The sequence below is a fragment of the Arenimonas fontis genome, from assembly GCF_008386465.1.
GTDB classification, from domain to species: domain Bacteria; phylum Pseudomonadota; class Gammaproteobacteria; order Xanthomonadales; family Xanthomonadaceae; genus Arenimonas; species Arenimonas fontis.
The window spans coordinates 1-13,812 of record NZ_VUOD01000014.1; the positions used below are offsets into that span (position 1 = coordinate 1).

Genomic DNA, 13,812 nt, shown 5'->3' on the forward strand with positions numbered 1-13,812 from the left:
ATCGAAGTCCGCGCCCGTCACCTGCCACGGCGGAGAGACCCCCAAGGCAGCCTCAAACAGCTTGTCAGTCATACCCGATCCCGTACCTGCTCAGGTCCAGCTTACCCACTCGAAATTGAAAAGAGGCTGTTTCGTTTGAGGCCGTTTCGGACCTCGTGTTCACTATGGTCAGACCAGGAGATCCTGAAGACGTGGAAGCCCACGGGACTTGGTTCAAATAGCGGCGTGAGGGACCTGATCGGGCGTCGACGACGTCCGCGGTATCTTTCGCTCAAAATTTGTAGTTGACTCCAGAGTTAGCACGTTGTCGGTACGCAGGACCTGCGGCAGGCCGTGGTCGCGCTTGAGCTGCTCGAAGATGCGGACCAGGCGCGTGGACGAGATCGAGGTGTCGACCTCGATGTGCAGCGCCTCGCGGTTGAAGTCGTCGACCACGTTGAAGGTCCGGAAGCGGCGGCCACACGCCAGCGCGTCGGCCATGAAATCCGCTGACCAGACGGCATCGGGCAGCAGGGGAACGTAGAGCGGTACGCGTTCGCGCTTGGGCAGCCGCTGCTTGGCCTTGCGGCGCAGATTGAGCTTCATCGCCTTGTACACTCGGTAGATTCGCTTGTGGTTCCAGTCCGGACGCGCACGGCGCAGGACCTTGCAACACTTCCAGAAGCCGCGGCTCGGGCGATTCTCGACCACCTCGGCCAGGGCCGCGATGATCTCGGCATCCCGTACCGTCCAGTGCACCGGCGGCTGGTACCACGCTGCCCGCGACAACCCAACGCAATCACAGGACCGGCTCAGGGGCCGCGTGTGCACCTCGACCAGGTACCGCACGGCCTCGCGCTTCTGCTCCGGCCCTACAGTTTTTTTGCGATCAGATCCTTCATCGCGGCGTTGTCGAGCGCCAGCTCGGCGTACATCCGCTTGAGCCTGGCGTTCTCCGCTTCCAGGTCCTTGACACGCCGCAGCTCGGAGGCCTCCAGGCCGCCGTACTTCGACTTCCACTTGTAGTAGGTCGGAACGCTGATGCCGGCCTGCCGGCAGATGTCCTTGACCGGCACGCCGGCGTCGGCCTGCTTGAGGATCGAGACGATCTGGGTCTCGGTGAAACGGGACTTCTTCATGGAACCTCCTGGCTGGGGAAAACATGCCAGAAAGTTCTACTTATGGGGTGTCTGCGGATCGGGGAAGCTTACGCCGAACTCGGCAGTGGCGGCAGTTCGTCGCGGACGGGTTCGCCTTGTCGCTGTGCTTGTTCGTAGTCCAGGATGTCGGCGAGGCGGTAGCGCACCACTTTCGATAGCTTGATGTACCGGGGTCCACGGTTCTCGCTGCGCCAGCGCTGCAAAGTCTTGATGCTGATGGCCCATCGTTGGGCCAGCTCGATTTCGGTGAAGGCGGGGTCGTTCGACATGGTCTGCTCCGCTCGGGCTGCGGCAGACCATTACGGCGCTGTTCGCGCAACCAGCCAAGGCGACATGGCCGGTGTGGCCGCGTGCGGGCGAGTTCAGGGCGATCGGGAAGGTCGAGGAAACCCGGGTGAATCAGCGGGGCGCCTACTCGCCTCGAATTGATTGCAATACCGCCGCGCGTCGTCGAGGGTCTCTCAATACCCGGACATGGTGGGCTTCCTTTTCGTTAGCCTTCCGCCACCACTTTTCAGCGCCCAACCGGCTCCGGTTGGGCGTTTTCGTTTGTGGAATCCGCGACTCCGCCGCAGTGCGGGGTTCAGGCAGACCGCCTCGCGAGCCTCCCAACACATCTTTTCGGCCAGCCACGTCCACGGCCTGATCGTGATGCGCTGCAGCGCCGTCGAGCCGGTGCTCCGCCGCATTGCCAATCTCGCAGACTACCCGCAGAAAGCCGTGTTCCAGCGTCCTGCAGCATAGGTATTCGTCGAACTCCTCGCGCACGTGCTCAGGCAGCGCGCGGGTGCCGTGGGAATGCTCGATCTCGCCGACGATCTGCCGAACCAATGCAATGGCGGCCGCGGACAGGCCCGACGATGGACGAGAACGGTTCGGGCAGCACAGACTCCGCCAGCCCCGCATCGCGGGGCCTTCGTCGTTCCGGCAATGGCGAAAAACAGGCGCCGGTGATCAACCCTCTTCGCGGAAGAGTTCGACGGCCTCGGTCGGACCGTCCAGGCGGAACCGGGTGGAGTAGCTTACCCCCGAGGAGGAAAGCATCGTCGGGGATTCCCCCTCCAGCACCCAGGGCTGGGGCACGAAGGGGACGTCGATCACCGGCTTCCAGAAGCTCATGCCTCCAGAGCGGTCCTGTACCTGGAACGTGACGGGCACGATGCAACGACCCTGGCAGCCGCTGACGGTCCAGTGCTTCGCCGCGCGCTCGGAAGCCTGGGCGAATTCGGAAAAGGCGGAGCGCACGGTGCCGGGCTTTATGCCCTTCGCGCGGGCGTAGAGCACGCCGCCGCGGGTGGCAGCGCGGTTCACCCGGCCAGATTCGTCGGTTTCGACGAGCACTTCCACCCGTCCCCCCAAGCCCCGCCTGAGCAGCGATTCGGGGTAGGGCGGCGGATACATCCCCCAACTCTGCCCGCCCTCCTCCGGCACCGAGGCCGACGGCGACGGCGGATCGATGAACTGCACCTTGGTAATGCCGGCGGAAACCAGCGACGTTCCGCTGACGTCCATGTACAGGTCGAGTTGCATGTGGCCGAGCGCACGCACCCGTTGCCCGTCGATCTCGATGGGCTGGAAGGTCCAGCCACGGATGGCGTTTTCGTAAAGGCCGCGAAGTGGTGGCTTCAGGGCCTCCGGCAGGCTGACCTCGCTGACCCGGCCATCGGGTTCGACGGTGAATATGCCGTACGCCTGGGCCTCGAAACGCTGGGTCACCGGGCGGGCATCGGCGGAAGAAACGGCAAGGGTGGCCAGCAGGCCGGCCAGTACAAGCAGGTGTCCTCTCATCGGACTGTGCTCACTGCACGGAGGGAGCCCGGAACTTAGCGGACGGCCGGAAATGTGGCAAGCAAACCCCGGCACCGCCAGCTCACGTCGGTCCTGCGCTGGAGTCCGGCCCGCCTAATCCCCGCGCATCCTCTCCCAGCCGGAGTTTCCGCCGTAGCGCCAGGCCATGCGTCCGTGGTCGTCCAGGGCGAACAGGTGCAGCCAGCGGTTGTCGAACAGCGCGCGCACTTCCGGATGGCGGTCCAGCACCGCCGTTATCGCCTCGCGCGGCGCTTCCAGCAGGACGGACATTCGCAGGGGTTCATGCACGAGCCGCTCGCCGTCGTGCACCGATTGCCAGGGAAGCCCCCCGCGCAGCAGCCCTCCGTTGCCTTCGACGACACCGATGCCCCCGATGACGTTGTGGAGCAGCTTGTTGCCGGCGCCAAAGACGTCCGGCGCAACGGCAGAACCGTAGTACTGCAGACTGATCCAGCTGGCGACGACCACGGGCGCCGTCAGGATCAGTTCCAGTACGGCGAAGTCCTCGTCCCTGCGCCACTGGTAGTCGTGAAGGAAGATGCGCCCCTGAAGGTCGCGTCCTTCGGTGCGATACCGTGGCGCGGCGATGAAGGCCTGACAGCCGGCGAGCGCCCATTCCGGTCGCACCTCGGCCCAGTCGCGGGCACGACGGGCGATGTCGCCCGCCCCGGAAGCGCGCGGCAGGCGCCGCGCACGCTCGGCGCGCGCCAGGGCTCCGGCGGCGAGCAGCCAGGATCTGGCCTGCCGCAGGTCCTGCACATGCGATCGGGCGGAATGGTCGTCGTCGAACAAGGTCACGGCATCGGTGGTGGTGTCGTGCAGCGCGCCGAGGAAGAGGGTGTCGTCCGGCACGGCTATTCCCCTGCCGGCCAGGGCGGCGCGTACGTCAGTGTCGTTGAGCAGACCGGCAAGCAGGCGCGCGTTCACCTCACCCGAGTAGCCGCCACAGGCACCGCATTGCAGCGCGCTGGCATGCGGGTTGTTGACGACGCCGGCTCCGTGCCCGGCCAGCAGAACCAGGCGAGCAAAACCGTCGGTCAGCGACATCGCCCTGAGCACCCGCTCCGCCATGTCCACCCGTGTCCCCAGGTCGGGAACCGGATGATCGAAACGCGGAGGCGGCTCGGCAGGAGCCCGGTTTCCCGCCAGCCGCAGCCCGTCACGCAGCAGCTTCCCCACGTAAACCGGCCCCATCGCCTCCACGAAGGCGAAGGAAGAAATGGCGGCCAGCTTGAACCGCCCCCACGCGCGCCTGGCGCGGGCCGCGATTCGCGCCGCCAGATCCGCGGCCTCCACGTCCGGCGTCGGTTTCCCCGAGCAGGTGGTCAAACCCGGCTTGAGCAACACCGGCAGGCGTGACTCGACCACATCCGAGGCGAACCGGCGGTGGGCGATGCCCAAGCCGAAGAATCCGGCGAACCCCAGGGTCTGGATGCCGGCGTCCAGCCCTTCCAGGGCGCGGCGAAAGACTTCCGAACGCACGTCGATGCAGAACGCGACCTGCAGGGCCGGGCGCCTACCCGACGGGGCCGCCGGGGCCGACGGGGAGCCGGCCAGGACCTCCTGCAGCCGCCGTTGCGCCGAGCGCTCGGCTGCCTCTTGCAGCGTCGCGTCGATCTCGTCATCCGCACTCGGCGCCAGCGGCCGCGCGTACGCCGCCACCGCGGCCCGCCACCGGGGCAGGATGGCCGGCTGGTACCTTTCCAGCAAGGCCGTCTCCCAGGTCAGGCGGATGGCCAACAGGTCGGTCACGGTCGCGTCCGTCCCGCCGGCCAGCTCCGCCTGCCAGAGACGATGGCGTGCAAGCTGCGCCCATCCGCCCAGGCTCATCAACAGACGGTGGAAATAGCCCACCAGCGCCGCTTCGCCCAGGCCCAGCCGCTCCACCGCCGCCAGCGTGCCCGCCTCCGGACTTTCCGGCCAGGCTTCCACGCTAGAGGCGAAACCCTTGAGACCGGCGATCTCCGGCGTCAGGTCGTGCATGGCAACCGATCGCCACGTCGCGTAGGCGCCGCGTGCCCGCGGCATCGCCCAAAGCGCCTGCCCCTGGTCGAAATAGCTCGCGGCGAAATGTCCCACGCGCTCGTCGATCAGCCCAGGCCAATCCACGCCCGAGATGTCGGCGGCCAGCTCGGCGACGGTGGGCAAGGCCACGGGGGCGGGTCTTTCGCCCGCCGCTGCCTGCCTGAGGGATTCCACGGTCAGCGGCGACGTGCTGCGCGGCGTCGCCGCAATGGCGGCCGCGAGGTCCGCCTCGGTGATCTGTCCGCTGCGGATCCGCTCGGCGTACCACGCCCTCGGCATCGTCAGGGCAATGCCCGCCACACGCGCCAACCTAGCCGCCGCCGACGGCAGCGCTTCCCCGGCCTGGCCCAGAAAAGGATTGACCGCGACGCTCGAGGCCAGCGGCCACAGCGGCGGTATGGATCGCACGGCCTGCTCGACCGCCCGGGCGACGGTCTGCGCATCCGCCATCGGCGCCGGCGTCGCAATCATGGTCATGGGAACATCCTGGCTCATTGCCGCGTCCGCCGAACCCGCCAGCCGCCGAGCAATCGATCGACTGCGGCGTTGACGTACAAGCCGTTCGAAAGGTGGACGCGCAGGCCGGCCGCGGCCGGGTGCGCGGTCCAAAGCGGGAATAGCGCCTGTGCGATCGCCACCAGCCCGAAGCTCAGCACTGCAAGCGCCATCAGCGCCCATTCGAGCCGGCCAGGCGCGGGCGTTGCCGGCAAGGTGCCCGCGGTCGCCCATTCGGCGATGGACTGCAGGGAAAAGTAGCCGATCGCGGCCGCTGTCGAGTACAGCGCGGTCCTGCGCGTGAGCAGACGTGGCGCGGCGTCGGCGAAGCCCTGCGCCAGCAGGTATGCGACTCCGAAGATGAGGATGGCGCCGAGGGCGAATGCCTGGGGCGATTTTTGCCCGAGGCCGAACGTGAGTCCGAAGCCCGTGCCGATCGCTGCGTAAAGCGCCAGCGCGACGAGGAACGCCCGCGCCACCGCCGCCCCGTCCGGAACCGCGATCGGCCCGGGGCGCCTGATCGCCGCCACCTGTTCCACCGCGCCACCCGACGCCAGGAACGCATGTGCCTTGTACAGGGAGTGCGCCAGGATGTGCAGCAAGGCCAGCGGAAACAGCGCCAGCCCGCACTGCAGGAGCATGAAGCCCATCTGCGCGACCGTCGACCACGCCAGCGATGTCTTCACCGCCGGCTGGGTCAGCATGACCAGCGCTCCGAACAGTGCGGTGAAGCCGCCCAGCATCGCCAGGACCGCCAACACGCCAGGCGCGGCCACCATCAGGTCGGCAAAGCGGATGAGCAGGAAGCCGCCGGCGTTGATCACCCCGGCGTGCAGCAGGGCCGAAACCGGCGTCGGCGCCTCCATCACCTCCGTCAGCCAGCCGTGGGTGGGAAACTGGGCGGACTTGAGCAGTGCCGCCACGGCCAGCAGGGCGGCGGCGGCAAACGCGAGCCGGCCCATTTCGCCCGCGCGCACCTCGGCATTGATCGTGGCGATGTCCGTGGTGCCGTAGCCGATGCCCAGCAACAGCATCGCCAGGACCAGCGCGGCCGAGCCGAGGCCGGAAAACAGGGCCTTCTTTCGTGCCGCCCTCCGCGCCGCCGCCCGCTCCGGATAGAACAGCAACAACCGATGCAGGCACAGGCTGGTCGCAATCCACGCGCCGGCGAGCTGCACGAGGTTGCCGGCCTGGACCAGCATCAGGACCGCGCCGATCGCCGTGCAAAGCCAGCCCGCGAAAGCACCCTGGCGGGATTCGCCGTCGAGATAGCCACGCGCGTAGCGGACCACGATCCAGCCGACGAAGGAAACCAGCAGAAGCATGGCAGCGCTTACCACGTCGAGCCGGGACGATATCCCGATCCCGGCCAGCGCCAGCAGGGGGCTGGTGCCGGGACCGCGGTGGAGCAGCAGGCCAAGGGCGGCCAGCGCGACGATGAGGGCGGCAAGCGCCGCGCCCTCTGCCAGGACGGGCACCAGGCGCGGGCGCCGTCCCGGCCGCAGGAAGGCCAGGGCAGCGGCCAGCAGCAGCGGCACCGGTGCCAGCAGCGGGAACAGGTAAGGGATGGAATCGGTCACCGGGGATGGGGCTGTATGGAAGCCGCGCGCAGGATAGCCTCGGCCCGGACCGCTGAAAAATTCATTGTTTTTGCCATATCGTTTGGTTATATAGAACGATCATGGCAGCCATCAACTACAACCATCTGCGCTACTTCTGGGCGGTCGCCCATGACGGCAACCTGACCCGCACGGCCAAGCGGCTCAACCTCACGCAATCGGCACTGTCTGTCCAGATCCGCAAGCTCGAGGGGCGATTGGGCCATGCGCTGTTCGAGCGTCGCGGCCGCCACCTGCACCTGACCGAGGCTGGCCGGATCGTGCTCGACCATGCCGACGCGATCTTCGCGACCGGGGACGAGCTCCTGGCTACCCTGAGCCATGCGGGCTCGACGCGAAAGGCGCTGCGTGTGGGGGCGCTGGCGACGCTCTCCCGCAACTTCCTCATCACCTTCCTGCGCCCCGTCCTCGGCCGCACCGACATCGAGCTCATCCTGCGGTCGGGCAGCACTGCCGAGCTTCTGCAGTCACTCGAGGCGCTCAGCCTCGACGTCGTGCTGGTAAACCGCCCTCCCCCGCACGATGCCCTGACGCCCTTCGTCGCCCACCGCCTGGCCGAGCAGCCGGTCAGCCTGGTCGGCACCCCGACGCGCCTGGGCGGAAAGGGCGGCGGGCTTGCCGAGCGGCTGCGCACCCATCCGATCATCGTGCCGACGGCCGACAGCGGCGTGAGGACCGGATTCGATGCCCTGGCCGACCGCCTGGGAGTGCGCCCGCAGATCGCCGCCGAGGTCGAGGACATGGCAATGATGCGCCTGTTGGCCCGCAACGACGTCGGACTTGCGGTACTGCCGCCGATCGTCGTCCGGGACGAAATCGCCGCCGGCTTGCTGGTGGAAACCGATCAGCTGCCGAACATCGCGGAGACCTTCTACGCCGTCACGGTCGAGCGGCGTTTCCCGAACCCGCTGCTGCGGCCGCTTCTGCACGCCGACCTCGACGACGGTAGCGGAAGCGACGGCGGCGCGTAGGGCCGGCCCCGGGCGACCGGCCTTCCTTCCCGCGTCCACGGCAAGGGCGACGGGCCTTCGGTACGCCGACGCCGCCGCGACATCGGGGAGTCGCCGGCGGGTCCTGTCGCCTCCAGGGTCGGCCTGCTATGCTCGGCCGGCTCCATTCGCCGCCGTATCCAAGCCGCCATGTGCCGATTCCGACTGCTCCTTCCGCTGCTTTCCGCCCTGCTTCTGGTCGCCTGCGCCGGCGGCCCGCCAAAGCGGATCTTTCCGCCCCAGGTCAGCCTGCACGAGCTGAAGGTCGAGGCCGACGGGCAATGGACGGCACAACTGCGGATCCGGAACTTCAGCACCGTGCCGATGCACTTCAACCGCCTGAGCGCCACGCTGAGCATCGGCGCCGAGGTGGCCGGCCGAATCGAGGTGGACCCCGGTCTGGGCGTCGGCCCGGGTTCCTCCGAACTGGTCAGCCACCGCTTCAGCCCTTCGCCCGCCGCCCGCGCGGTGCTGGACCAGGCCCTGGCCCAGCGGCGCGGGCTGCGCTACCGGCTGGAAGGCCGGATCACCAGCAAGGATCCGGGCACCGACGACCCCTTCGACTACCAGAGCGCGCTGGACCCGGTGCCCGGGCTGAGCGGCGTGCTGCGCTGACCCAGGGAATACCGGCATGAACAGCTACAAGGCCCCCTTGCGGGACATCCGTTTCGCCCTGTTCGACGTCATCGGCGCCGACCGGCTCTATGCCCGCCTCGGCATCGAAACCGCCAGCCGCGACCTGGTGGACGCCGTGCTGGAGGAAGCCGCCCGCTTCACCGAAACCGTGCTGGCGCCGCTCAATGCCGCTGGCGACGAGCACGGCTGCGGGTTCGACCCGGCCAGCGGCGAGGTGCGCACGCCGCCCGGCTTCCGCGACGCCTACGCCCAGTACGTCGAGGCCGGCTGGGCCGGCCTGACCGCGCCCGAGGCCATGGGCGGACAGGCACTGCCCGAGAGCCTCGGCGCCGCGGTCAAGGAGATGATCGACGCCGCCTGCCTGAGCTGGGGCAACTATCCCCTGCTCTCGCACGGCGCTACCGAGCTGCTCAAGCAGTACGGCGAGGACTGGCAGAAGGAAGCCTTCCTGCGCCCGATCGTCGAAGGCCGCTGGACCGGCACCATGTGCCTGACCGAACCGCACTGCGGCTCCGACCTTGGCCTGCTGAAAACCAAGGCGGAGCCGCAGGCCGACGGCAGCTACACCGTCACCGGCACCAAGATCTTCATCACCGGCGGCGAACACGACCTGGCCGACAACATCGTCCATCTCGTGCTGGCCCGCCTGCCCGACGCTCCGCCGGGCACCAAGGGCATCTCGCTGTTCATCGTGCCCAAGTTCAAGGTCGGCAGGGACGGCCGGGCCGGCGAGCGCAATGCCGTGCGCTGCGGCTCGATCGAACACAAGATGGGCATCCACGGCTCCGTCACCTGCGTGATGAACTTCGACGGCGCCCAGGGCTGGCTGATCGGCCAGCCCAACAAGGGGCTCAATGCCATGTTCACCATGATGAACACGGCGCGTCTGGCGGTGGGCATCCAGGGGCTGGCCCTGGCCGACCGCGCCTGGCAGAACGCCCTGGCCTACAGCCGCGAGCGCCTGCAGGGCCGCGCCGCCGGCGGCCCCAGGTACCCCGACAAGCCGGCCGACCCGCTGATCGTGCACCCGGACATCCGGCGCATGCTGCTGACCTGCAAGGCGCTGGTGGAAGGCGGGCGCATGCTGGCCCTGCACGCCGCTACCCAGGTGGACATCGCCGAACGCTCGCAGGACCGGGAAGAGCGCGAGCGTGCCGAGGCGCTGCTCGGCTTCCTCACCCCGATCACCAAGGGCATGCTGACCGAGTGGGGCAACGAATGCGCCTACCACGCCCTGCAGTGCTTCGGCGGCCATGGCTACATCCGCGAATGGGGCATGGAACAGCTGGCGCGCGACGCCCGCATCACCACCATCTACGAAGGCACCACCGGCATCCAGGCGCTCGATCTGCTCGGCCGCAAGACCCTGCAGCAACAGGCCGCCGGCCTGCAGCTGTTCCTGGGCATGGTGCGGGAGTTCTGCAAGGAGAACTCGGAGAACGCCGCCCTGGCCGAGTTCGTGCTGCCGCTGGCCGAGGCGGCCAGGCAGTGGGGCGAGCTGACCATGGAACTGGGCCAGAAGGCGTCGGCCAGCGGCGAGGAGCTGGGCGCGGCGGCGGTGGACTACCTGTTCTATTCCGGCTACGTCGCCCTGGCCTACTGGTGGGCGCGCGCCGTGGCCGCCGCCGAGGCCGGCGATCACCCGGCCGGTTTCAAGGCCGCCAAGCGCGAGACAGCACGGTTCTACTTCGGCCGGCTGCTGCCGCGCACCCAGGCCCATGCCGCTGCCATCCGCAGTGGCGCGGGCAACCTGATGGACCTGGAGCCCGGGCTGTTCGACAGCTGAGCGGGAACGCCACCCCGCACGGGTTGCGCGACCCTGCACGGGTTGCGCGGGAACCGCGCGGTGGACCTCGCAAACAGGAAACCCGCCGTGAGGCGGGTTCCTTCGTTTCCGGATTGGTCGGGACGGTGAGATTCGAACTCACGACCCCTAGCACCCCATGCTAGTGCGCTACCAGGCTGCGCTACGCCCCGATCGGAATGCCCCGGCGGCTGGCGCCGGGCCCGGCATTATATACGCGGCGCCCCCGTTTGGGGCGGCCGCGTTGCCTCAACGCTTCAGCAGCTGCAACAGGTCCTCGAGTTCCATGCGCACCTGCTTGACCACCTGGGCGGTCAGGCTGGACTCGACCTTGCCGGCCTCGCCTTCCAGGCGCTGGCGGGCGCCGGAAATGGTGTAGCCCTGTTCGTACAGCAGGGCACGGATCTGCCGGATCGTCAGCACGTCGTGACGCTGGTAGTAGCGCCGGTTGCCGCGCCGCTTCACCGGCTTGAGGCTGGAGAATTCCGTTTCCCAGTAACGCAGCACGTGCGGCTTGACGTCGCACAGCTCGCTGACCTCACCGATGGTGAAGTAGCGCTTGGCCGGGATCGGCGGGAGTTCGCGGTTACTGCCTGGATCCAGCATAGGCTTCCACCCGCTCCTTCAGCTTCTGGCCTGGACGGAAGGTCACCACCGTGCGGGCGGAGATCGGAATCTCCTCGCCGGTCTTGGGATTGCGGCCCGGGCGCTGGTTCTTCCGGCGCAAATCGAAGTTGCCGAAGCCGGACAGCTTGACCTGCTGCCCACGCTCCAGCGCCTCCCTCAACACATCGAAGAAGGAGTCCACGAATTCCTTGGCCTCGCGTTTGTTCAGACCGACCTCTTCGAACAGACGCTCGGCCATTTCGGCCTTGGTCAGTGCCATATCCGCCCCTGTAAACCGCCGTTTCCGGCGCAAATCATGACCTCAAGCGCGCTCCGCAGTCCCTGGCCAGCGCCTCGAGGGCGCCGGCGACGGCCTGATCGGCGTCGCGGTCCGTCAGGGTGCGTGAAACGTCTTGGAGAATCAAGCCCATAGCCAGACTCTTTGAACCGGGCTCTAGGCCGGGGCCGACGTAGCGGTCGAACAGCACCACCTCGCGCAGCTGCGGGCCCAGGGCGGCCTTCAGGCTGTTCTCCAGGGCCGCCCAGGGGGTACTTTCCGGGACGACGAGCGCGATGTCCCGGCGGACGGACGGGAAGCGGGACAGGGTTCCGGCCTGCGGCAGGGCCCGGGCCGCCAGGGCCTCCAGGTCCAGCTCGAAGCCGACCACTTCGCCGTCCAGGTCCAGGGCTTTGGCCAGGGCCGGATGCAGATGGCCCAACCAGCCGATCTCCCGGCCGTCGCGCCAGACCGAGGCGCTGCGACCGGGATGGCCGAACGGGCGGGCATCGGGCCGGAACTCCGCCCGGGTGCCGGCCAGGGCCAGAAGGGATTCGACCACGCCCTTGACGTCGTGGAAGTCCACCGTCCGCTCGGCCTGGCCCCACTGCTCGGGGAGGTCCGGGCCGCAGGCCACGGCCGCCACGCGGGCGGTTTCCACCAGTCCCTCGTCGGACCGGCGAAACACCCGCCCCAGCTCGAACAGGCGCACCCGGCGCTGCTGGCGGGCGCGGTTGCGGCCCAGGGCGGCCACCAGACCGGGCAACAGGGTCGTGCGCATCACGGCCAGGTCGGCGCTCAGCGGGTTGGCGAGGGCGACGGCGTCCTCGGCCAGTCCCCAGGTTTCAAGCAGGCCGGCGTCGACGAAGGCGTAATTGACCGCCTCCTGGAAATCGCGCGCCACCAGCTGCCGGCGCAGGAGCGCCTCCTCCACCCGGGTTTCGCTGGGAACCGCCAAGCGGCTGGCGCCGGCCGGCAGCCTGGTCGGGATGGCATCGTAGCCATGGATGCGGGCGATCTCCTCGACCAGGTCTTCCTCGATGGCGATGTCGAAGCGGCGGCTGGGCGGCAGCACCGACCAGCCCTCCTCCGTGGCGCTGACCCGCATGCCCAGGGCACGCAGGATGCGCTCGACCTCGGCGTCGGCCACGGCCAGACCGAGTACGCGACGCAGGCGCTGGCGACGCAGCGGCACGGCCGCCGGTGCCGGCAGGTGTTCCGGCAGCACCGCCTCGGTGAGCGGGCCGGCCCGGCCGCCCATGATCTGCATGGCCAGGGCGGTGGCGCGCTCCACCGCATGCCGCGGCAGTTCCGGATCCACGCCCCTCTCGAAGCGGTGGCCGGCATCGGTATGCATGCCCAGGCGGCGGGCGCGGCCGATGATGGCGCTGGGCGCCCAGTGCGCGGCCTCGAAGAAGACGCGGGTCGTGGCGTCGGTGACGCGGGTGTCCCAGCCGCCCATTACGCCGCCCAGGGCCGCCGGGCGATCGTTGTCGGTGACCAACAGAAAGGACGGATCCAGCTCGACCTCGCGCTCGTCCAGCAGCTTCAGGCGTTCGCCGGCGCGGGCGTGGCGGACGATGACCGGGCCGCCACTGAGGGTGTCGGCATCGAAGGCATGCAGGGGCTGGCCCAGCTCCAGCATCACGTAGTTGGTGATGTCCACCAGAGGGCTGATCGGGCGCAGGCCGGCGCGGCGCAGGCGCTCGGCCATCCACAGCGGCGTGCGCGCGTTCGGATCCAGGCCATCGACGACACGACCGCAGAAACGCGGGCAATCGGCACCGGCTTGCAGGCGTACCTCGAGGCGGGCGTCGCTGCTCACCGGCGCCTCCGGGATTTCCATCGGATTGACCTGCACGCCGAAGGCGGCGGCCACATCGAAGGCGATGCCGCGCACGCCGAAACAGTCGGCGCGGTTGGGGGTGAGCTTGAGCTCGATGCTGGCGTCGGGCAGGCCCAGGTATTCGGCCAGCGGCTGGCCCACCGGCGCGTCGGCCGGCAGTTCCAGCAGGCCGGAGGCATCGGCGTCCACACCCAGTTCTTTTGCCGAGCAGAGCATGCCCTGCGACTCGACGCCGCGCAGCTTGGCCGCCTTGATGGCGATGCCGCCCGGCAGTTTGGCGCCAATGGTGGCCAGCGGTGCCTTCAGGCCGGCGCGGGCATTGGGCGCGCCGCAGACGATCTGCACGCTGCCGGCCCCGGTGGCGACCTGGCAGACCTGCAGGCGATCGGCCTCGGGATGCTTTTCGCAGGACAGGATCTCGGCCACGACCACGCCGTCCAGGCCCTCGCCCAGCACGGTCAGTTCCTCGACCTCCAGACCGATGGCGGTCAGGCGCGCGGCCAGCTCCTCGCGGGAGGCCTCGATGGTGACGTGCTCGCGCAGCCAACTCTCGGGGAATTTCATCGC

General features: G+C 68.8%; 10 protein-coding genes, 1 tRNA gene and 1 pseudogene. 3 read left to right on the forward strand and 9 right to left on the reverse strand.

Annotated features, from left to right (window positions below; translation table 11 throughout):
- Positions 1-301: 301 nt before the first annotated feature.
- The 5 genes and pseudogenes from F0415_RS11770 to F0415_RS11795 form a co-directional block, all read right to left on the reverse strand.
- Positions 302-1,118: pseudogene (locus F0415_RS11770) on the reverse strand (transposase); the annotation flags it as partial.
- Between the two features lie 68 nt (positions 1,119-1,186).
- Complete coding sequence (locus F0415_RS11775) at positions 1,187-1,408, reverse strand: helix-turn-helix transcriptional regulator (protein ID WP_149861422.1); 222 nt, start codon at positions 1,406-1,408, stop codon at positions 1,187-1,189.
- A gap of 685 nt (positions 1,409-2,093) precedes the next feature.
- Positions 2,094-2,927, reverse strand: coding sequence for an energy transducer TonB (locus tag F0415_RS11785; protein WP_149861424.1), 834 nt, complete (start codon positions 2,925-2,927; stop codon positions 2,094-2,096).
- A 114-nt stretch (positions 2,928-3,041) separates the two neighbouring features.
- Positions 3,042-5,450, reverse strand: a complete 2,409-nt coding sequence (locus F0415_RS11790) for a YbcC family protein (RefSeq protein ID WP_149861425.1) — start codon at positions 5,448-5,450, stop codon at positions 3,042-3,044.
- A gap of 14 nt (positions 5,451-5,464) precedes the next feature.
- Entirely contained in the window at positions 5,465-7,048 is a 1,584-nt protein-coding gene (locus F0415_RS11795) for a proton-conducting transporter transmembrane domain-containing protein (protein WP_246149957.1), read from the reverse strand.
- Between the two features lie 101 nt (positions 7,049-7,149).
- Between F0415_RS11795 and F0415_RS11800 the strand changes: the two genes are divergently transcribed.
- The 3 genes from F0415_RS11800 to F0415_RS11810 all read left to right on the forward strand — a co-directional run bounded on the left by F0415_RS11800 (position 7,150) and on the right by F0415_RS11810 (position 10,498).
- A complete protein-coding gene (locus F0415_RS11800) occupies positions 7,150-8,058 on the forward strand; it encodes a LysR family transcriptional regulator (RefSeq protein ID WP_149861426.1) in 909 nt (302 codons plus the stop codon).
- A 168-nt stretch (positions 8,059-8,226) separates the two neighbouring features.
- The gene (locus tag F0415_RS11805) at positions 8,227-8,691 is read left to right on the forward strand and encodes an LEA/WHy family protein (protein WP_149861427.1); all 465 of its coding nucleotides are present in this window, start codon (positions 8,227-8,229) and stop codon (positions 8,689-8,691) included.
- Between the two features lie 16 nt (positions 8,692-8,707).
- Entirely contained in the window at positions 8,708-10,498 is a 1,791-nt protein-coding gene (locus tag F0415_RS11810; RefSeq protein WP_149861428.1) for an acyl-CoA dehydrogenase C-terminal domain-containing protein, read from the forward strand.
- Between the two features lie 114 nt (positions 10,499-10,612).
- On the opposite strand, the gene F0415_RS11815 is transcribed toward F0415_RS11810, so the two are convergent.
- From F0415_RS11815 to pheT, 4 genes are all read right to left on the reverse strand, one after another.
- Positions 10,613-10,689: transfer RNA gene (locus tag F0415_RS11815), tRNA-Pro, on the reverse strand.
- A 76-nt stretch (positions 10,690-10,765) separates the two neighbouring features.
- Positions 10,766-11,122: a MerR family transcriptional regulator gene (locus tag F0415_RS11820; RefSeq protein WP_149861429.1), complete on the reverse strand. Its 357-nt coding sequence runs from the start codon at positions 11,120-11,122 to the stop codon at positions 10,766-10,768.
- On the reverse strand, positions 11,103-11,402 hold the full coding sequence (locus F0415_RS11825; RefSeq protein WP_149861430.1) for an integration host factor subunit alpha: 300 nt from the start codon (positions 11,400-11,402) through the stop codon (positions 11,103-11,105). The genes F0415_RS11820 and F0415_RS11825 overlap by 20 nt, the downstream gene beginning before the upstream one ends.
- 34 nt (positions 11,403-11,436) lie before the next feature.
- A complete protein-coding gene (gene pheT, locus F0415_RS11830; RefSeq protein WP_149861431.1) occupies positions 11,437-13,809 on the reverse strand; it encodes a phenylalanine--tRNA ligase subunit beta in 2,373 nt (790 codons plus the stop codon).
- Positions 13,810-13,812 lie beyond the last annotated feature (3 nt).